This window comes from Acidovorax sp. GW101-11A03 (genome assembly GCF_059424825.1).
Window position 1 is genome coordinate 1 of record NZ_JBWKZU010000077.1, and the last position, 18,334, is coordinate 18,334.

Genomic DNA, 18,334 nt, shown 5'->3' on the forward strand with positions numbered 1-18,334 from the left:
GAACAAGGTGCTGCGCTACAGCCAGGCCGTGGCCGAGAGCGCCTACGAACGCTTCGAGACCCTGTTTGCCAGTGTGCCCCTGGCCCTCATGGTGGTGGACGAGCACGACATGGTGGTGCAGGCCAACTCGATGGCCCACCGCTCCTTCCAGCCCACCGAACGCGACCGGCCGCTGACCGCGCTGATGCCTTTTGTGTGCCCACAGGACGCCGCCCGCGTGCGCGAGGCCTTTGCCCAGGCGCAGGACCTGGGGCACAGCGAGGCCAAGGAGGTGGTGTTCCTCATCAACGACACCAGCCGCATCACGGGCGACCTGCACATCGCACACATCGAGGCACCCCAGGCCAGCGGCGCACCGTTGTCCCAATTTTTGTGCGCGGTGATCGACCAGGGCCCGCTGCTGGCCGAGCGCCAGGCGCTGCAGCACAGCGCGCTCACGCTGCAGCAGCGCAACGAACAGCTGCACGCCAGCGAGAAGCGGCTCGAAGCCGTCATCAATTCGGCGCTGGACGCCATCATCTGCGTGGACCAGCACCAGCGCATCACCGTGTTCAACCCCACAGCGGCCGCGCTGTTCCAGTGCAGTGCCAGCGACGCACTGGGCAGCACGCTCGACCGCTTCTTGCCCGACGCGGCGCAAGCCCTCGCGTTTGCGCAGCTCACCACGCAGGCGCTACTGGGCGAGATGACGGCCCTCACTGCCAGCGGCAAGGAACTGGCCGTGGAAGTGAGCGTGTCGTTCGAGCGCCATGCAGAAAGCGTGGGCGGGGGCGAGACCACCACCGTGTTCGCGCGCGACCTCACCGGCCGCAAGAAGGCCGAGGCGCACCGCAATGAGCTGGAGGCCCAGCTGCGCGAGTCGCACAAGATGCAGGCCGTGGGCACCATGGCCGGGGGCATTGCGCACGACTTCAACAACATCCTGGGCGCGATCCTGGGCAATGTGGAGCTGGCCAAGGCCGATTGCGCCGCAGGCTCGCCCGTGCTGGAGAGCCTGCTGGAGATCGACAAGGCTGGCCGCCGCGCGCGCGACCTGGTGCGCCAGATCCTCACCTTCAGCCGCAACGAGCCCCCGCAGCGCTCGGCCGTGTCGCTGGCCGAGGTGGTGCACGACACCGAACGCCTGCTGCGCGTGACCCTGCCCCCCGCCATCGAGCTGCACATGCAGTTGCAGGCAGGGTTGCCCCCCGTGCTGGCCGACGCCACCCAGGTCGAGCAGGCCTTGCTCAACCTGTGCACCAACGCCGTCCACGCCATCCAGGGCCAGGGCGGCGAGCGCGGCAGCATCCATGTGGAGGCCGCCACGGTGCAGCCCGACCAGCGCCTGACCGAACGCCTGGGCCTGGCGCCCATCGACTACGTGGCCCTGACGGTGCGCGACAGCGGCCCCGGCATGGAGGCGGCCACACTGGAGCGCATCTTCGAGCCCTTCTTCACCACCAAGCCCGTGGGCCAGGGCACGGGCCTGGGCCTGGCCGTGGTGCATGGCGTGATGCGCACACACGAAGGTGGTGTGGACGTGCAAAGCACGCCCGGCCAGGGCAGCCGGTTCACGCTGTACTTTCCGGTCGCAACGGGCCAGACAACCGCCCCCCCGGCGCCTGCCCCGGCAGCACCGGCTGCACCCGCCACACCATCGGCCACCGCAGCCGCGACCTCCACGCCGCGCCAGAAGCCCCATGTGATGTACGTGGACGACGACCAGGCCCTGGTCTTTCTGGTGCAACGCCTGCTGCGCCGCCGGGGCTACGAGGTGAGCGGCTTCACCGACCCCCACGAGGCCACCGCCGCGCTGCGCACGGCGCCCCAGCGCTACGACCTGCTGGTGACCGACTACAACATGCCCGGCTTCTGCGGCGTGGATCTGGTGCGCGAGGCGCGCCTCATCCGCCCCGGCCTGCCCGTGGCCCTGGCCTCAGGCTATGTCACGGCCGAGATCGAGCAGGCCGCGCTGGCCGAAGGCGCACAGGCGCTGATCCACAAGCCCAATGACGTTGAAGAGCTTTGCGCCACCGTTGAGCGCCTGGTGGGGGGCGACAACCATGCCGCAAGCTGAGACCTTTGCGCAGGCTGCATTCTTGGCGCCCAAGGTATCGGCAGAGGCCAACCACGTCGAGCGCGTTGCAAACCCTCAAGACCTATGCGCCCCGGTGGCGCTGCATGAGGACGCCGACGTGCTGGTGTTGTACAAGCCCTCTGGCCTGCTGTGCGTGCCGGGGCGCGGCATCGACAAACAGGACTGCCTGAGCGCACGCGCCCAGTCGCACTGGCCGGGCGCACTCATCGTGCATCGACTGGACCAGGCCACTTCGGGTCTGGTGCTGATGGCTCGGCATGCCGATGCACAACGGCGCTTGAGCCTGGCATTTGAGCAGCGGCAGGTTCACAAACGCTACGTCGCGATAGTTCAAGGCCTGGTGGACGCCCCGGCCGGCACCTGGGCAGACATCCACCTGCCCATCGCCGCTGATTGGGAGCGGCGCCCCTTGCGCGTGATCGATGCAGTGCACGGCAAGCCCAGCCATACCCGCTGGCGCACGCTGTCACATGATTTGACTGCCAGAACCACCCGTGTCGAGCTCGAACCCCTGACGGGCCGCACGCACCAGCTGCGCGTGCACATGGCCGCCATGGGCCACCCGATTCTGGGAGACGCGTTGTATGCGGATGCCGCCACACAGGCCCAGTCCTCACGCCTGTTGCTGCATGCCGCAGAACTGGCTTTGGCGCACCCCGCTACCGGGCAGCCCATGCGGTGGGAACTGGTGGCTGACTTTTGAAGCTTTTTTGCCGCCCACCGCCTGATGGGGCTCATATTTAGCTATTTCTTTAATAGCAAGCCAACTCAGTGAACGGGCAGCAGCGCCGCGACCGACTGGCTCAACTGCTCCTGCCAGGGCAACGCATCCACCACCGTTGACAGCAGCTCAAGGTTCTTGTGCCACCCGGTGTCATTGCCCGTGGAGTACACCAGCATCACGTTGCTGCGGGGCTGGCCCAGCCGTGCAAGAGCAAAAGGGCGCTGTGCTGTCCAGAGACGGATATGCCAGTCCCAGCCGATGGACACCACAGGGCAGGACGCGCTCACCCATTCCGTGTAGCCACTGATGGTGGTCTCGCATCCGCACACCGCAGCACGCGGCTCCACCAGGTCCAGGTCCACCGCCGACATCAGGTGGCGGATAGGCAGCGACAGCAGTTCGTCAATCGACAGTCGCAACAGGCCATCTGGCGATACCTGCACGGGGTTCACGCTCGCTCTCCGCCGATCGCCCCGATGGGCACCCACCCCTGGCTGACACTGCCGCAAGGGCCTGCAGCGCCTGAAGGCAGCAGCATCAGCCCAGCAACCCCAGCATGGCGGCACGCACGGTGGCGGCCGTCTTGTTGGTAGTTTGCAGTTTGGTCACGGCATTCTTGACGTGGAAGTTCACGGTGTTTTCCGACACATCCAGCAGCGAGGAAATGTCGGCAGAGGTCTTGCCGTCGGCGGTCCATTTGAGCACCTCGATTTCTCTGGCCGTCAGATGCGGCTGCATCTCTTCGGCCTGGCGTGTCGTAAAGATGCGCGACAGGATCAGGTGCGCAATGTGCGCCAGCCAGCGCATCTTCATCTCGCTGCGGGCAATCTCGTCGGATGTCAGGGCCTCGGACGAACGCGCCAGTGTCAGCATGCCGCGCACCCCACCCCCGTCAATGCACGATTGCGCCCATCCAAAGCGCAGGCCGAACGAGCGCGCGTCTTCCCAGAAATCCTGGGCCGATGCAAACACGTCGTCCGACCAGACCAGTGGAGTCTGCTTGCGGCACCCATGCTGCACGGTGGGATCCACCTGCACATAGCCCTGCCGCACATACCGCTCCTGCCAAGCCTGCGGGTAGTTGTTCAAAAAAATGGTCTTCGGGTTGGACAAGGGCATGGGTACCCGCAGGCCATAAGCGCAGTACTCAAACCCCAGGGCTTGCGCAGCAAGCTCGATTTTGCAAAAAACCTCCTGCTCAGACTGCGCGCGATCCATCACCCCCAAAAGATCTTCTTGCCAGCTTGTCATAGGACTCCAACCCGAGCGCCACCCCACAGAGACTGACCATCTGCGTGCGCACTGCGCACCATCAAACTACGGTTACGTTTTTCCACATTCTGGCGGCATTGAAGCCCTTTGGCGAGCTGATTCTGACAAGAAAGGCGCCCGGCAACACCTACCAGAGTTGGTAGTTACAAATATTTCCGTGTGATTTTCTAATGGGTAAAACTCATGAAGGAATCTCCGATGCGTATCACCTCTGGCTGCTCTGCTGAATTGCATCCGCCACTGATGACGCGCATGGCCCGGTACCGGCATCGTGTTTTTGTGGAAAAACTGGGCTGGCAGCTGCACTGCCGTGATGCCCTGGAGCTGGACCAGTTCGACCGGGGCGACACCGTCTATGTCATCGCCCAGAACGAAGACGGCGAAGTGATTGGCACCGCCCGGCTGCTGCCCACAACCCGCCCCTACCTGTTGGCCGAAGTGTTTCCGCAATTGCTCAATGGCGCCCCGCCACCCGAAGCGCCAGAGGTGTGGGAACTGTCCCGCTTTGCAGCGATGGATTTTTCAGGGCCCACGGGCTCCGCGCTCGACCAATTCTCCTCGCCCATCACCACCGGCCTGCTGCAAGCGGCCAGCCGCTGCGCAATGGCACATGGGGCCCAGCGCATGGTCACGGTGTCTCCCCTGGGTGTGGAGCGTCTGCTGCGCCGTACAGGTTTTGAATCCCATCGCCTGGGCCCACCCACCCTGGTCCAGGGCCATCCGCTTTTTGCCTGCTCCATCCGGTGCAAGTGACTGCACCTGCGCGCAGCCTGCCCAACGCATTTTCCTGAGCCGACCATGCCGCTCCCATCCTCGCTCCAGACGCCCCAGCCTCCCGCAGCTGCGGTCCCAAGCCTGGCGCCCCCGGGCCTGAGGGTGGTCATCCCACACCTCGGGCGGGTCACTGCCGACTTGCGCGAACACCTGCTACAGCAACGTCCCGTCACCCTCTGGCTCACCGGCCTGAGTGGTGCTGGCAAGTCCACGCTGGCCTATGCACTGGAGGAGGAACTGCATGGCCTCGGCTTTGCCAGCTTCGTGCTCGACGGAGACAACCTGCGGCACCGGCTCAACCGCGACCTGGGCTTCAGCGCCGCCGAGCGCTCGGAGAACATCCGGCGCGTGGCAGAAGTCGCCGCACTGATGAACGACGCCGGACTGCTGGTCTTCACCGCACTCATATCCCCCCAGCGCAGCGACCGCGCCATAGCCCGTGCGCTCATTGGGGAACACCGCTTTCTGGAGGTGCATGTAAGCACCCCGCTGAGCGTGTGCGAGGGCCGCGACCCCAAGGGTCTGTACACCATGGCACGCGCGGGGCGCATCCCGCAGTTCACCGGGGTTTCCGCCCCCTACGAGGCCCCCGAATCGCCCGATTTCAGCATCGACACCGCCCACCTGAGCCTGCGCGAGGCCTGTACGCAGCTGCTCGCGCTTCTGCGCCAGCGCGGGTACATCCGCTAGGGCAGTCTTTTTTTGCACGATTCTTCCGATGTCTCCCATGCACGCCCAAAAACCTGCCTCAGCGCCCCCCACCCCGGGCACTGGATTGAACGCCTATGACCTTTTCAACGGGGATGCAGACGGGCTGTGCGCGCTGCACCAGCTGCGCCTGGTGGAGCCCCGCGACAGCGTCCTCATCAGCGGGGTGAAACGGGACATCGCCCTGTTCGACCAGCTGCCCTCCGGTCGGCCGCTGCAGGTGACGGCGCTCGATATCTCGTGGGACCGCAACGCGCAGGGCGTGTGCCGGGTGCTCAACGGTGGCGGCCAGGTGACCTACTTCGACCACCACAGCGCAAAAAAGCTCTTTCGCCATCCGCAGCTCGCAGCCCACATTGACTCCGGCCTGGACGTCTGCACCAGCATCCTGGTGGACCGCCACCTGGGCGGTGTTTTGCGCCAGTGGGCCATCGTGGCAGCCTACGGCGACAACCTGGACGCCGTGGCCGACCGCATGGCGCGCGAGCACGGCTGCACGGCGGCCACACGCGGAGCGCTGGCGCAGCTGGGCTACCTGCTCAACTACAACGCCTATGGCGAAAGCCGCGAAGACCTGCACTTCTGCCCCGTGCAGCTGTACCGGTCTATGCACCGCTTCGAGAGTCCGCTCGACTTCATGGCCAAGGCCTACGAATTCCGCCGCCTGCTGGAAGGCCATGCCAGTGACCTCAAGGCCGTGCAGGGTCTCACGCCCTACACCGCCAACGACAAGGCCACCGTCTACGTGCTGCCTGACCGCGCATGGGCCCGGCGCCTGTGCGGCACCCTCGCCAACCAGCTTGTGGCGCGCAACAACGGGCGCTCGGTCGCCGTGCTCACCCCCCGTTCGGACGGCGACTTTCTGGTCAGCCTGCGCATTGGCAGCGCCAGCGCCAGCCGCGCCGACGTGTTCTGCAGCCGCTACCCGGCAGGTGGCGGCCGCCACGGCGCGGGCGGCATCGACCGGCTGCCCGACCAGGACATGGATCGCTTCATCAACGAGTTCTTCGCGCACCTGGAGTCAGACACACCATGAACCAGCCAACCCGCACCACACGCCCGCTTCCGCTGTTGATGATTCCACTGCGGCGCTGCGGCAGCCACGCGCTGCGCCTGCGCCTGAACGCCAGCCCGCAATTCCACTCCCCCTATCCACTGCACATCGTGGACTTCATGCCGCTGGTGCCGCTGTATGGCGACCTGCGCGACGACGGCGCGTACCGGCAGATGGTCAAGGACGTGGTGGGACTGCAGCAGGCCAGCATGGTGAGGTGGCCGGGCATGCACTTCCATGCCGAGGAGATCTTCGACACCCTGACGCACGAGCCCCGCAGCGTGCACCGCATTGTCTGGGAGCTGCTGCTGCGCAGTGCAGAGCAGCACGGGGCCAGCGTGGTCATGGACAAGTCGCTCGACAGCGTCCACTACGCCCACGACCTGATGGCCCTGTTTCCGGAGATGCGCTTTCTGAACGTGGTGCGCGATCCCCGGGCGCAGGTGGCCTCGATGAACCGGGCGATCATTCACGACTTCAACACCACGCTCAACGCCCTGGCCTGGGTCAAGGCCCACACCACAGGTCGCGCGCTGGCGCTGCGCCACCCCGACCGCGTGCTCACCATCCGATACGAAGACTTCCTGGCCGACCAGGAACACACGCTGCGGCGCATCTGCCAGTTCATCGGCATCGAGTTCCTGCCGCAGATGCTGGACATCGCGGCATCGCAGGAAGCGCAAGACCTGTCCCGCATGTCTGCCCTGTGGGAGTCCAACTGCTTTGCGCCCCTTCCGGCCAACAAGGACAAGTTCAAGACCCAGTTGCAACCCCACGAAATCGAGACCATCGAAAGCCTGGCGTGGGAAACGATGCGCCACTACGGGTACGAATGCATGACCGATGTCCAAGCCCCCCACCCCACGCCAGCCGTACTGGAGCAATGCCGCCAGCAGTCGGAGAAACGGCGCAGCGAGGCCTGGGAGCAGCTGCTGCGCAGTGCGCCGCGCGACTATGCGGCCCGCCGCGTGCGGGCCGACTACCTGGATCGCGTGCGCCAGCGCCTGCAAAACACCCGCACCATGGAAAACAGGGCAGCAGCCCTGTCCTGACCGGCGCGGCAACACCATCGGCTCCCCCGGCCCCGCACCTCTTCACCCACCTTCGCCACTGCACCCTCAAGGAGCCGCCATGCGCATCAAAGACCTGAAACTGGGCATTCGACTTGGAGTGGCGTTCGGGCTGCTGCTGTTGATCACCATGGTCATCGCCGCACTCGGCGTCATGAGCGTGACCGCCCTGCAGCACAGCAACGAACACATCGCCACCTCGGAGCTCAAGCGCCAGGGCATCGTGCACCAGTGGCAGACCGACATCCAGATGAACTGGCTGCGCACCGAGGCCTTCCTCAAGGCCAGCGACGCTCAGTACGCTGGCAAGCTCAAGAAAGACATGTCTGCCGTGGTCGAGGTGCAAAGCAAGCGCATGCAGGAAGTGCGCAGCTACCTGTTGCCCGGAAAGGAAACGCAGCTGTACGAACAGGCCATCGCCGCGCGCGATGCCTACCGCGTCAAGCGCACCGAACTCGTCAAGGCCAAGGAGGCTGGACAGGATGTGGCCACACAGACCGATACCGTGCTGGCGCCCATCTTTCAAAACTATGCAGGCACGCTGCAGGAGCTGACCCGAACGCTGGACGAAGGCGTGGCAGACACCCTCAAGGACACCACAGCCAAGGCCACAGCCAGCATTGCCTGGATCGGTGGCAGCTCCGTGGCCGCCATCCTCGCAGGGCTGCTTCTCGCCTGGTTGACCACCAACTCCATTACCGCCCCTGTGCAACAGGCAGTCCAGGCGACATCAGCCATCGCGGCGGGTGACCTGGCGACCCCCATCCCCGAGGGCGCCAAGGATGAGCCGGGTCAGTTGCTCACCGAGCTGGCGCACATGCGCTCCAAGCTGGCCGATATCGTGGCCAACGTGCGGCAAAGCGCAGAAAGCGTCTCCACCGCCAGTGCGGAGATTTCGCAGGGCAATCACGACCTTTCTGCCCGCACCGAACGCCAGGCCAGTGCGCTGCAGCAGACGGCTGCGTCCATGGAAGAGCTCGGCTCCACGGTGAAGCAAAACTCTGACAGCGCCCAGCAAGCCAACAGGCTTGCTCGCGATGCCAACGATGTTGCCCTGCAAGGTGGCAACGTCGTGACCCAGGTGGTCGAGACCATGAAGGGCATCAACGACAGCTCCAAGCGAATTGCAGACATCATCAGCGTCATCGATGGCATCGCTTTTCAGACCAACATTCTGGCGCTCAACGCAGCCGTCGAAGCCGCACGCGCAGGGGAGCAGGGACGGGGCTTTGCGGTCGTGGCCAGTGAAGTGAGGGGTCTGGCCAGCCGATCGGCCGAGGCAGCCAAGGAAATCAAGGCGCTTATCTCTGCCAGCGTCAGCCGCGTAGAGCAAGGCACGGCCTTGGTGGACAAGGCGGGACACACCATGGCGGAGGTCGTCCAGTCCATTCGGCGTGTGACGGAAATAGTGAGCGAAATCAGTGCCGCAAGCTCGGAGCAGAGCGAGGGTGTCGGTCAGGTGGGCGAGGCCGTGATGCAGATGGACCAGACGACCCAACAAAACGCAGCCCTGGTGGAGGAAATGGCTGCCGCAGCCAACAGCATGAAAACCCAGGCCCTGGACCTTGTCCAGTTGGTCTCGGTGTTCCAGCTCAGCGCCGTTGGCAGCAGCACCCCGATGCCTGCAGTCACCCACGCGCCAGCGGTGCTGACGCCGGTGGGGAGGGTCGGCGCGCACAGAGCCATCGCGGCGTAAGACGACAAGCCGCGCCAGCTTCGCGCTGACGGGGACCGACGGGGATCCCGTACTGGGGGCGATGGTTCGAGTGGACTATGCCAGCGCCAGCACCTCGGCCACCGGCCTGCGGGGCTTGGGCGCCGCCGCCTCTGCGGCACGCCCCACGGCCACCAGCATCACGGGCAACTCATCGGCCTGCAGCCCAAAGGCGCCCGCCACCCCCGCTGCATCAAAACCACCCATGGGCGCGCTGGCCAGGCCCATGCCCTCTGCCGCCAGCATCAATGTCATCGCGGCCAGCGAGGCCGAGCGCACCGCCTCATCACGCTGCAGTTGGGCATCGGGGGCATGTGCCGCAGACGCCTGGGCCACCCAGGCATCCCCCACCGCCTGGCCAAAAACACCGGCACGCACCACAGGCGCCAGCCGCTCGGCCAGCCGGGTGTGGGCCTGCAGCGTGCCGCAGACGATGTAAGTCACAGCGGCATCCAGCACCTTCTGCTGGCGCCAGGCCAGCGCGTGCAGCTGCGCCTTGGCCGCAGGCGTGCGCACTGCAATAAAGCGCCAGTTCTGCAGGTGGTAAGCCGTGGGCGCCAGCGTGGCCAGGCGCACCAGCTCGGCAATCTGGGCTTCATCCAGCACATGGCTTGCGTCGAAAAGATGGGTGGAGACGCGGGTTTCAATGGCCGAAGCCACGGTGTGAGAAGACATGGAAACACAGACCTTTCAGATCAACAAAGAAAAGAAAAAAGGAAGGACGAAACCGGAGAACAGGGCGCCTGGGGCTTCAGCGACCCGCGCCGCGCTGCGCCATGGCCCACTGCACCGCCAGCACGCAGCCCAGCACCGTGGCCATGCCCAGCAGCGACACGCCGCGCATGGCTTGCCCCAGCAGCGCCCAGCCCAGCACCACGGCCGTGAGCGGGCTCAGCAGCCCCAGCGACGCCACGGCCACCGTGGGCAGACGCTCGATGCCCCGGAACCACAGCACATAGGCCACCAGCGCCCCCGCCAGGCAGAGGTACACATACCCACCGGCCTGCGTGGCCGTGAGTGCGGGCAAAGGCGGGTCGGCCCACCAGGCCACCGGCGCCAGCATGAGTCCGCCCAGCAGCAGCTGCCAGCCGGTAAAGGCCAGCACCGGCAGGCCGGACTGCCAGCGGCGCGAGAGAAACGTGCCCATGGCCATGCACACCGTGCCCGCCAGCGCCGCCGCCACACCCCACGCGTCCCAGACGGTGCCGGGGGCCAGCAGCAGCAGGGCCATGCCCGCCACCGCCAGCACGCCCGCCCCCAGCGCCACGCCCGGCGGGCGGCGCTGGTCCACCGCCCAGGCCAGGCCCATCACCACCAGCGGGCCGATGGCTCCGACCACGGCCGCCAAGCCGCCCGGCAAGCGGTAGGCCGCCACAAACAGCAGCGCCTGGAAGACACCGATGTTGAGCGCAGCCAGCAGCGCCATGCGCCCCCAGCCCCCGGGTACCGGCCAGCGCCGCGCCCACAGCACCAGCAGCAGCCCCGCAGGCAGCGCCCGCAGCAGTGCCGCGGTGAACGGCCGACCGGGTGGCAACAGCTCGGTGGTGACGACGTAGGTGGAGCCCCAGATGGCAGGCGCCAACGCGGTGATCAGCACATCCAGCCAGCGGGAGGATGGTGAAGAGGACGAGCTTGATGTCATGATTTTTATCTTCAATTCAAGATAAATCACTGTAGCATAAAATCTCGATATCAAGATAAAAACGCCTATGCCTGATACCCGCCCCGCAGACGCCGTGGATGCCATCCTGGCGCAATGGCACACCGAACGCCCCGACCTGGACGTCTCCCCCATGGGACCGATTGGCCGGCTCAAACGCTGCGCCGCGCTGGTGGACCGGCGGCTTGAAGCCGCCTTTGCGCCCTTCGGCCTGTCGTTCTGGGAGTTCGACATGCTGGCCACGTTGCGCCGCTCGGGCGCCCCCTACTGCCTGGCCCCCACCACGCTGTTCTCGACGCTTATGGTGACCTCCGGCACCATGACGCACCGCATGAACCGGCTTGAAGCCAGTGGCTGGATCACACGCCTGCCCAACCCTGCCGATGCTCGCAGCCTGCTGGTGCAGCTCACCCCGGTGGGCCTGGCACTGATCGACCGTGCGGTGGAGGCCCATGTGGCCAACGAACACGCGCTGCTGGCCCCCCTGCGCGCGGCCGACCTCGCCGCCCTGGACCGCAAGCTGGCCCAGTTGCTCGCGGTGCTGGAGTCGCCCGAGGGTCAGTGAGGGCCTGAATGCAGCCCCGCGGTGCGTACTGCGCAGTAACATGGCGGGATGCCTCACAACCACCTCACCATCCTCACCGGCGCCTCGCGCGGCATGGGCCTGGCCATGGCCCAGCAGCTGCTCAAAAGCGGCAACACCCTGATCTGCATCGCCCGCAGTACCAACCCCGATCTGGCCGCCGAGGCCAAGGCCGCAGGCGCCACGCTGGAGCAGTGGCAGCAAGACCTGTCGCAAGGCGAGCAGGCCGCGCACCAGTTGCAGGCCTGGCTGCAGGCCCAGGGCCCGCAGGCGTTTGCCAGCGCCACCCTCATCAACAACGCGGGCGTGATCCCGCGCATTGCGCCGCTGTCTGCCAGCGCCAACCCGCAGGATCTGGCCGACCTGGCCCACGCGCTGCGCGTGGGGCTGGAGGCGCCCATGCAGCTCACCGCCGCTTTCCTGGGCGCGACGGACAGCTGGACGGTGCCGCGCAAGGTGCTCAACATCTCCTCGGGCCTGGGCCGCCGGGCCATGGCGTCACAAGCCGCCTACTGCGCGGCCAAGGCGGGCATGGACCATTTCACGCGCTGCGTGGCACTGGACGAGGCCCTCAAGCCGCATGGCGCCAAGGTATGCTCGCTGGCGCCCGGTGTGATCGACACCGACATGCAGGTCCAACTGCGCGGCGCCGACCCGGCCGCCTTCCCGGATCGCCAGAATTTCGCCAACCTCAAGACGGGTGGCCAGCTCACATCGCCTGCCGACGCCGCCACCCGCGTGCTCGCCTGGCTGGAGCGCGCAGACTTCGGCACCAACCCCGTGGCCGACGTGCGCGAGGCGTGAACCTATTACTCCTGTTTTTATAGCTATCAACGCATGATGGACGCGCGGAAGCGGCCATTTTTATTCATATCTTTTCTACAAGGACCTCCCCATGACCCGTGAAGTCGTCGTCGTCAGCGCTGTGCGCACCGCCATTGGCACCTTTGGTGGCAGCCTCAAGGACATCGCCCCCACCGACCTGGGTGCGCTGGTCGTCAAGGAATCGCTGGCACGCGCCAGCGTGGAAGGCAAGGACGTGGGCCATGTGGTGTTCGGCCACGTGGTGAACACCGAGCCCAAGGACATGTACCTGTCGCGCGTCGCGGCCATCAATGGTGGCTGCGCCGAAGGCACGCCCGCGTTCAACGTGAACCGCCTGTGCGGCTCGGGCCTGCAGGCCATCGTGTCGGCCGCGCAGGCCATCCAGCTGGGCGATGCCGACGTGACCATCGGCGCAGGCGCCGAGGTGATGAGCCGCGCACCGTTCGCCAGCCTGAACATGCGCTGGGGCGCGCGCATGGGCGACACCAAGATGGTGGACATGATGATCGGCGCGCTGCACGACCCCTTCCACACCATCCACATGGGTGTGACGGCCGAGAACATCGCCGCCAAGTGGGGCATCAGCCGCGAAGACCAGGACAAGCTGGCCGTGGAAAGCCACAACCGCGCCGAACGCGCCACCGCCGCGGGCTACTTCAAGGACCAGATCGTGCCCGTCACGCTCAAGTCCAAGAAGGGCGATGTGCAATACGCCACCGACGAACACTTCCGCCCCGGCGCCACGCTGGAAGACATGGCCAAGCTCAAGCCCGTGTTCGTGAAGGAAAACGGCACGGTGACGGCCGGCAACGCCTCGGGCATCAATGACGCCGCCGCTGCCGTGGTGCTGATGGACGCCGCGGCCGCCAAGGCCCGTGGTGCCAAGCCCCTGGCGCGCCTGGTGGCCTACGCCCACGCGGGCGTGGACCCCAAGTACATGGGCATTGGGCCCGTGCCCGCCACGCAGCTGGCGCTGAAGAAGGCGGGCCTCACCGTGGCCGACCTGGACGTGATCGAGGCCAACGAAGCCTTTGCCGCGCAGGCCTGTGCCGTGACCCGCGACCTGGGCCTGGACCCGGCCAAGGTCAACCCCAACGGCTCGGGCATCTCGCTGGGCCACCCCATCGGCGCCACGGGCGCGCTGATCACCGTGAAGGCGATCCACGAGCTGCAGCGCGTGCAGGGCCGCTATGCGCTGGTAACCATGTGCATTGGCGGCGGCCAGGGCATTGCGGCAATCTTCGAGCGCCTTTGATTTTTGAGCGTGGCGGTGGCTGCCATCGCCAGTGGCGATGCTGCCACCCGCTATTGGCAAGGCGGGCGCCGCCGGTGATCAGCGATCATTGGCGCCCGCTGGCCCAGACCCGCCATGCAGCATGGCCCCACCCACTGCCTGCGCATCCCATACAACGACGGAGACTTTGTTCACCATGATTCGCACCCTGCTTTCCTTCACCGCCCTCGCCTTCGCGCTGGGCACCACGGCCCACGCCCAGGCGCCCGCACCGGCAGCCGCCTACCCCACCAAACCCATCCGACTGATCGTGCCCTTCCCGCCCGGCGGCGGCACCGACATCCTCTCGCGCCTGGTCGCCACCAAGCTCACCGAAGGCGCCAAATGGACCGTGGTGGCCGACAACAAGGCGGGGGCAGGCGGCACCATCGGCATCGGCGAAGCGGTGAAGGCCGCACCCACCGGCTACGACATCGTGATGGGCCAGAAGGACAACCTGGTGATCGGCCCCTGGCTGTACAAGAACCTGCCCTGGGACCCGACCAAAGACCTGACGCCCGTCGCCCATGTGGCCTGGACGCCCGTGGTCATCGCCACCAGCGTCAACTCCAAGTACAAGACCCTGGCCGATGTGGTGGCCGCCGCCAAGGCTGCGCCTGGCACCATCACCTATGGCTCGCCTGGCAACGGCACCTCCATCCACCTGGCAGGCCACCTGTTCGAGCAGGCGGCAGGCGCCAAGCTCAGCCACATCCCCTACAAGGGCTCCAACCCCGCGCTGATGGATGCGCTGGCGGGCAATGTAGACCTGCTGGTGTCGTCCCTGCCCTCGGCCATGGGCCAGATCAAGGCGGGCAAGCTGCGCCCGCTGGCCGTCACATCGGCCAAGCGCAGCTCGTCACTGCCCGACGTGCCCACGGTGGCCGAATCCGGCTTCAAGGACTTTGACGTGAGCACCTGGTACGGCGTGTTCGCCCCCGCAGGCACCCCCGCGCCCGTGGTGGCCACGCTGAATGCCGAGGTCAACAAGCTGCTGGCCACGGCCGACATGAAGGCCGCCATCCAGGCCCAGGGCGCCGAGCCCGAAGCCATGACATCGGCACAGCTGGGCGCCCTCCTGAAGAAGGAATACACGCAGTGGAAGGGCATTGTGGAAGCCTCAGGCGCGAAAATCGAGTAGCCCCCTGAGTCGCCTGCGGCGCCTTCCCCCTGAAGGGGGACGCACCCGGTGGCCTGGCGGAGCCAGCTCCACGGGTGCACTGGCGCTGGAGCAGCTGGCTGCGGGTGGTTTACTGCTTTATCGAGGACTGAAATGAAAACGGCTCCTTTCGGAGCCGTTCTTCATGGGGGATGACGCTCAGTCGCGCACGACCAGCACGGGGATGTGCACCACGCCCAGCACGCGCTGGGTGACGCTGCCCAGCACCAGCTTTTCGAGGCCTCGGCGGCCGTGTGAGCCCATCACGATCAGGTCGGCGCCCGAGGTTTCGAGTGCACGCAGGATGCCGTCATGCACGGCATGGCCCTCGCCCACCAGGGCGTTGGCCTGCACGCCCGCTTCGGCCATGGCTTTTTTGGTCGCATCCAAGGCGGCATTGGCTTCGGCCGTGGCGGCATTGATGTACTGCGCCTGGCCATAGGCAAAGTCGGCGCCTACGCCGGTGAAGGGATAGGGGTCGATCACATACACCGCCGTCACCGCGCTGCCAAAGGTCTTGGCCAGGGCTGCGGCCTTGGAAACAGCCAGCATCGAGGTCTTGGAGCCATCAACGGGAACCAGAATGTGCTTGAACATGGTGCTACTCCTTAAGTGAAGGGTGGGACCAAGCTTGTGACCTGGTCATGGGCCTCAGTGTGGACTGCCACCATACCCCGCATCTTGATTCGCATCAAATCCGGCGCACTCATACGCGTTTTCAGGCGACAGGGCCCTGCCCCACCACATCGGCCCCCTGGAAGTTGCCGCGCCGGCAGGTCACCACCAGCGTGTCGCGGTGGCCGCCCGCCGCCAGGGGCTGGATGGGGGTGGATTCATGGATCATGCGCGCGTCGTCCAGCAGCAAGAGCGACCAGGGTTCGGTGAGCGTGAAGCGCTGGCCGCTGGGGCCGGTGGCCTCGAACACGCGGGTCTCACCGCCCTTCACACCTTCGCGGCCCACCAGGAACACCGCCACCAGGTCCACGCCGTCGCGGTGCGCGCCCTCGGGCGTGGGGCGGCCAATGCCGTCGGTGGTGTCGATGCGGAACTGGTGCGCTTCCACGAACCAGGGTGCGGGGGCGTCCGGCCCGGCAAACACGGCGTCCGACACGCCCGCCAGCGCCGCCAGCAACTGTTGCCACACGGGGGTTGCCACGGTGGCGGGCTCCATGGGCGCAAACCAGCGCTCCATGCCCCCATGCAGCGCGTTGTATTCCACCGGCTGCCAGTGCGCGCGGTGCGGCGCCTGCTGCACTTGCCCGCCCTGCACCACAAAACAGGCATGGCGGCGGCGACGGTAGCGGCCACCGTCTTTCAAGAACTCATCGGGTGGCAGCGCGGCCCAGTCGCTGTTGAGGGCCATCAGCGCGGGCAGATCGCAACCGATCCACTCGGCCACGGCCGCCGGGGACAACACGGCGTAGCCGCCCTGGCGCAGTTGGCTGGCGACTTCGGAAGGGGTGGTGAACGGAGGAGAAAAGGTGACTTGGGCCATAAGGGCCCGAGCTTAACCGCAGGCGCAAGCCCGCGATCTGCGGTGGCGCAAGAAGAGGACCGGGGCGGGCGAAGCGCCCGCCGCGCGCAGTCGCACCGGCCAATCCACCCAGCTACTCACGCCGCTCAGTCCCTGTGGCCATGGCCCTTGCCACGGCCTTCGCCCCGCTCACCCCGGTCATCGCCCCGCCCATGGCCGCGCCCGTGGTCGCGGTCATGTTTGCCGCCGCCGTGGCGGTGGTCGTCGTCCCAGCGGCGGTCATCGCGACTTGCATGGTGGTGGTGCTTGGGCCCCTTGCGCGGCGGGGGCTCTTGCACAAAGTACACCGGCTGGTTGCAGGCGTTGTAGCGGGCGCAGTGTTTGCCCCAGTTTTTCGCGTGGCCCGGCGGCACATACATGTAGATGGGCGACCGCGGCACCACCACGGCCGGGCGGTGGATGATGACGGGCTCGGCATAGATCAGGGGCGGTGGCGGCGCGTTGCCGATGTTGATGCGGCCATACACGCCCGGCGCCAGCTCGCCGCCCACGGTGGCGTTGATGTAGGTCTGGGCCTGCGCCCCGCCTGCGGCCGCCAGCAGCAGCGCGGCAGCGGCGCCGCACACCAGGTGGCGAAGGGTGGTGGATCTCGTGGAGGTAGTTGTATTGGTCATGGGGAACTCCGAAAGGCAAGCCCTGCCGGGGGTGTACGCACTGCGCGCAAACCACCCGGTGTACGGGGCCGGGGTGGCCGCGCTGATCGCGCAGCCTGCCGTACCTTACCTCTTGGAGGGCCGCCGGAATGTCAGCCAATGGCGACAAATCCAGCCGAGTAGCAGTTTTATAAGAAAAAACGGCCCTCTCCGCACACCCATCAATGGTTTTCAGCTATCAAAACAGGAGTATTTTGCCCTCACCCCCACCACAACCCGTCAAGGCACCACGACCGCATGCGCAGCAGCTGCCGCCTGTAGCTCCGCCGCCGGGCCCGGGCGCCCGAACAGGTAACCCTGCCAGGTGAGGCAGCCCAGGCCAATCAGCATGTCGCGCTGTTCGCAGGTTTCCACGCCTTCGGCAATTACGCCAAGGTCCATGCTGTGCGCCAGTGTGACGATGGTGCGGGCGATGCTGGCGTCGTCGGCGTCGGTGAGCAGGTCGCGCACAAAACCCTGGTCGATCTTGAGCTGGTCCAGCGGCAGACGCTTGAGGTAGCTCAGGCTGGAGTAGCCCGTGCCAAAGTCATCGAGCGAGAAGCCCACGCCATGGCGGCGCAGTTGCTCCATGCGGCCGATGGTGTCCTCCACGTCATCGAGCAGCAGGGTTTCAGTCAGCTCCAGCTTCAGGCGGTGGGGGTTGGCGCCGGTTTCCTCCAGCACCCCCAGCACCTCATCCACAAAATGGCTGTGGCGGAACTGCCGCGCACTCACGTTGACGGCCAGCGTCCAGTGCGCGGTGCGGGCGTCCTGGCCCCACGCCACCAGCTGCTGGCAGGCGGTGCGCAAGATCCAGGTGCCCAGCGGCACGATCAGGCCCGAGGCCTCGGCCACGGGGATGAACTCGGCGGGCGACACCAGGCCGCGCTGCGGGTGCTGCCAGCGCACCAGGGCCTCGGCACCCACCACGCCCTGGTGCGCGTTGATCTGCGCCTGGTAGTGCAGCAAAAAATGGCCATCGCGCAGCCCCTCGCGCAGCCCGGCCTCCAGCAGCGTGCGTGCCGTGACGTTGGCCTGCGTGCGCGGGTCAAAAAACCGCAGTGTGTTGCGACCCGCGCCCTTGGCCTGGTACATCGCCATGTCGCCATGCTTGAGGAGCTCGTCCACCGATCCCCGTGCATCGGCATACAGCGCAATGCCGATGCTGCACGCGCTGTGGTGCGACAGCCCGCCCAGCAGGTAGCTCTGGCTCAGGGCGGCCAGCACCGTGCGGCCCACGGTTTCGGCCTGGGCGGCGGCTTCGGCGGCATGGGG

At 66.5% G+C, this 18,334-nt stretch carries 19 protein-coding genes; 11 read left to right on the forward strand and 8 right to left on the reverse strand.

Annotation, left to right across the window (positions count from 1 at the left end):
- On the forward strand, positions 1-2,056 hold a 2,056-nt coding region (locus AC07Z7_RS22080), incomplete at its 5' end, for a PAS domain-containing hybrid sensor histidine kinase/response regulator (RefSeq protein WP_494767678.1).
- A 94-nt stretch (positions 2,057-2,150) separates the two neighbouring features.
- A complete protein-coding gene (locus AC07Z7_RS22085) occupies positions 2,151-2,780 on the forward strand; it encodes an RluA family pseudouridine synthase (RefSeq protein ID WP_252659684.1) in 630 nt (209 codons plus the stop codon).
- A 65-nt stretch (positions 2,781-2,845) separates the two neighbouring features.
- Here the strand turns inward: AC07Z7_RS22085 and AC07Z7_RS22090 are convergent, their stop codons facing one another.
- Positions 2,846-3,253 carry a DUF4902 domain-containing protein gene (locus tag AC07Z7_RS22090; protein WP_165773928.1) on the reverse strand — a complete coding sequence of 136 codons (408 nt, stop codon included), beginning with the start codon at positions 3,251-3,253 and terminating at the stop codon, positions 2,846-2,848.
- Between the two features lie 85 nt (positions 3,254-3,338).
- On the reverse strand, positions 3,339-4,052 hold the full coding sequence (locus tag AC07Z7_RS22095; RefSeq protein ID WP_165773927.1) for an autoinducer binding domain-containing protein: 714 nt from the start codon (positions 4,050-4,052) through the stop codon (positions 3,339-3,341).
- Between the two features lie 219 nt (positions 4,053-4,271).
- Between AC07Z7_RS22095 and AC07Z7_RS22100 the strand changes: the two genes are divergently transcribed.
- The 5 genes from AC07Z7_RS22100 (at position 4,272) to AC07Z7_RS22120 (ending at position 9,375) form a co-directional block, all read left to right on the forward strand.
- Complete coding sequence (locus AC07Z7_RS22100) at positions 4,272-4,826, forward strand: acyl-homoserine-lactone synthase (protein WP_094290619.1); 555 nt, start codon at positions 4,272-4,274, stop codon at positions 4,824-4,826.
- Positions 4,827-4,871: 45 nt separating this feature from the next.
- A complete protein-coding gene (cysC, locus tag AC07Z7_RS22105) occupies positions 4,872-5,537 on the forward strand; it encodes an adenylyl-sulfate kinase (protein ID WP_494767679.1) in 666 nt (221 codons plus the stop codon).
- A gap of 37 nt (positions 5,538-5,574) precedes the next feature.
- Complete coding sequence (locus AC07Z7_RS22110) at positions 5,575-6,591, forward strand: hypothetical protein (RefSeq protein WP_494767680.1); 1,017 nt, start codon at positions 5,575-5,577, stop codon at positions 6,589-6,591.
- The gene (locus AC07Z7_RS22115) at positions 6,588-7,661 is read left to right on the forward strand and encodes a sulfotransferase family protein (RefSeq protein WP_494767681.1); all 1,074 of its coding nucleotides are present in this window, start codon (positions 6,588-6,590) and stop codon (positions 7,659-7,661) included. The genes AC07Z7_RS22110 and AC07Z7_RS22115 overlap by 4 nt, the downstream gene beginning before the upstream one ends.
- Before the next feature lie 79 nt (positions 7,662-7,740).
- The gene (locus AC07Z7_RS22120) at positions 7,741-9,375 is read left to right on the forward strand and encodes a methyl-accepting chemotaxis protein (protein WP_094290615.1); all 1,635 of its coding nucleotides are present in this window, start codon (positions 7,741-7,743) and stop codon (positions 9,373-9,375) included.
- A 75-nt stretch (positions 9,376-9,450) separates the two neighbouring features.
- Here the strand turns inward: AC07Z7_RS22120 and AC07Z7_RS22125 are convergent, their stop codons facing one another.
- Positions 9,451-10,068 (reverse strand): nitroreductase family protein, encoded by a 618-nt coding sequence (locus AC07Z7_RS22125; RefSeq protein ID WP_252659607.1) that lies wholly within the window; start codon positions 10,066-10,068, stop codon positions 9,451-9,453.
- Between the two features lie 76 nt (positions 10,069-10,144).
- Positions 10,145-11,035 carry an EamA family transporter gene (locus tag AC07Z7_RS22130; RefSeq protein WP_494767682.1) on the reverse strand — a complete coding sequence of 297 codons (891 nt, stop codon included), beginning with the start codon at positions 11,033-11,035 and terminating at the stop codon, positions 10,145-10,147.
- Positions 11,036-11,102: 67 nt separating this feature from the next.
- On the opposite strand from AC07Z7_RS22130, the gene AC07Z7_RS22135 reads away from it, so the two are divergent.
- The 4 genes from AC07Z7_RS22135 to AC07Z7_RS22150 all read left to right on the forward strand — a co-directional run bounded on the left by AC07Z7_RS22135 (position 11,103) and on the right by AC07Z7_RS22150 (position 14,875).
- Positions 11,103-11,618, forward strand: coding sequence for a MarR family winged helix-turn-helix transcriptional regulator (locus AC07Z7_RS22135; protein WP_094290612.1), 516 nt, complete (start codon positions 11,103-11,105; stop codon positions 11,616-11,618).
- A gap of 48 nt (positions 11,619-11,666) precedes the next feature.
- The gene (locus tag AC07Z7_RS22140) at positions 11,667-12,440 is read left to right on the forward strand and encodes an SDR family NAD(P)-dependent oxidoreductase (protein ID WP_094290611.1); all 774 of its coding nucleotides are present in this window, start codon (positions 11,667-11,669) and stop codon (positions 12,438-12,440) included.
- 91 nt (positions 12,441-12,531) lie between these two features.
- The gene (gene bktB, locus AC07Z7_RS22145; protein WP_094290610.1) at positions 12,532-13,716 is read left to right on the forward strand and encodes a beta-ketothiolase BktB; all 1,185 of its coding nucleotides are present in this window, start codon (positions 12,532-12,534) and stop codon (positions 13,714-13,716) included.
- 175 nt (positions 13,717-13,891) lie between these two features.
- Positions 13,892-14,875: a Bug family tripartite tricarboxylate transporter substrate binding protein gene (locus AC07Z7_RS22150; protein ID WP_094290609.1), complete on the forward strand. Its 984-nt coding sequence runs from the start codon at positions 13,892-13,894 to the stop codon at positions 14,873-14,875.
- Between the two features lie 177 nt (positions 14,876-15,052).
- Here AC07Z7_RS22150 and AC07Z7_RS22155 read toward each other — a convergent pair whose 3' ends face one another.
- The 4 genes from AC07Z7_RS22155 to AC07Z7_RS22170 form a co-directional block, all read right to left on the reverse strand.
- Positions 15,053-15,490 carry a universal stress protein gene (locus AC07Z7_RS22155; protein ID WP_094290608.1) on the reverse strand — a complete coding sequence of 146 codons (438 nt, stop codon included), beginning with the start codon at positions 15,488-15,490 and terminating at the stop codon, positions 15,053-15,055.
- 121 nt (positions 15,491-15,611) lie between these two features.
- The gene (locus tag AC07Z7_RS22160; protein ID WP_494767683.1) at positions 15,612-16,388 is read right to left on the reverse strand and encodes a 2OG-Fe dioxygenase family protein; all 777 of its coding nucleotides are present in this window, start codon (positions 16,386-16,388) and stop codon (positions 15,612-15,614) included.
- A 125-nt stretch (positions 16,389-16,513) separates the two neighbouring features.
- Entirely contained in the window at positions 16,514-17,041 is a 528-nt protein-coding gene (locus AC07Z7_RS22165) for a hypothetical protein (RefSeq protein ID WP_094290606.1), read from the reverse strand.
- 258 nt (positions 17,042-17,299) lie between these two features.
- Positions 17,300-18,334, reverse strand: a 1,035-nt coding sequence (locus AC07Z7_RS22170) for a putative bifunctional diguanylate cyclase/phosphodiesterase (RefSeq protein ID WP_494767684.1), incomplete at its 5' end; no start/stop codon positions are given.

Coding starts and splice junctions, on each gene's coding strand:
- AC07Z7_RS22135 (WP_094290612.1), top strand. CDS start 11,103: ATGCCTGATACCCGCCCCGCAGACGCCGTGGATGCCATCCTGGCGCAA.
- AC07Z7_RS22110 (WP_494767680.1), top strand. CDS start 5,575: ATGCACGCCCAAAAACCTGCCTCAGCGCCCCCCACCCCGGGCACTGGA.
- AC07Z7_RS22165 (WP_094290606.1), bottom strand. CDS start 17,041: ATGACCAATACAACTACCTCCACGAGATCCACCACCCTTCGCCACCTG.
- AC07Z7_RS22100 (WP_094290619.1), top strand. CDS start 4,272: ATGCGTATCACCTCTGGCTGCTCTGCTGAATTGCATCCGCCACTGATG.
- AC07Z7_RS22095 (WP_165773927.1), bottom strand. CDS start 4,052: ATGACAAGCTGGCAAGAAGATCTTTTGGGGGTGATGGATCGCGCGCAG.
- AC07Z7_RS22130 (WP_494767682.1), bottom strand. CDS start 11,035: ATGACATCAAGCTCGTCCTCTTCACCATCCTCCCGCTGGCTGGATGTG.
- cysC (WP_494767679.1), top strand. CDS start 4,872: ATGCCGCTCCCATCCTCGCTCCAGACGCCCCAGCCTCCCGCAGCTGCG.
- AC07Z7_RS22160 (WP_494767683.1), bottom strand. CDS start 16,388: ATGGCCCAAGTCACCTTTTCTCCTCCGTTCACCACCCCTTCCGAAGTC.
- AC07Z7_RS22155 (WP_094290608.1), bottom strand. CDS start 15,490: ATGTTCAAGCACATTCTGGTTCCCGTTGATGGCTCCAAGACCTCGATG.
- AC07Z7_RS22150 (WP_094290609.1), top strand. CDS start 13,892: ATGATTCGCACCCTGCTTTCCTTCACCGCCCTCGCCTTCGCGCTGGGC.
- bktB (WP_094290610.1), top strand. CDS start 12,532: ATGACCCGTGAAGTCGTCGTCGTCAGCGCTGTGCGCACCGCCATTGGC.
- AC07Z7_RS22120 (WP_094290615.1), top strand. CDS start 7,741: ATGCGCATCAAAGACCTGAAACTGGGCATTCGACTTGGAGTGGCGTTC.
- AC07Z7_RS22115 (WP_494767681.1), top strand. CDS start 6,588: ATGAACCAGCCAACCCGCACCACACGCCCGCTTCCGCTGTTGATGATT.
- AC07Z7_RS22125 (WP_252659607.1), bottom strand. CDS start 10,068: ATGTCTTCTCACACCGTGGCTTCGGCCATTGAAACCCGCGTCTCCACC.
- AC07Z7_RS22140 (WP_094290611.1), top strand. CDS start 11,667: ATGCCTCACAACCACCTCACCATCCTCACCGGCGCCTCGCGCGGCATG.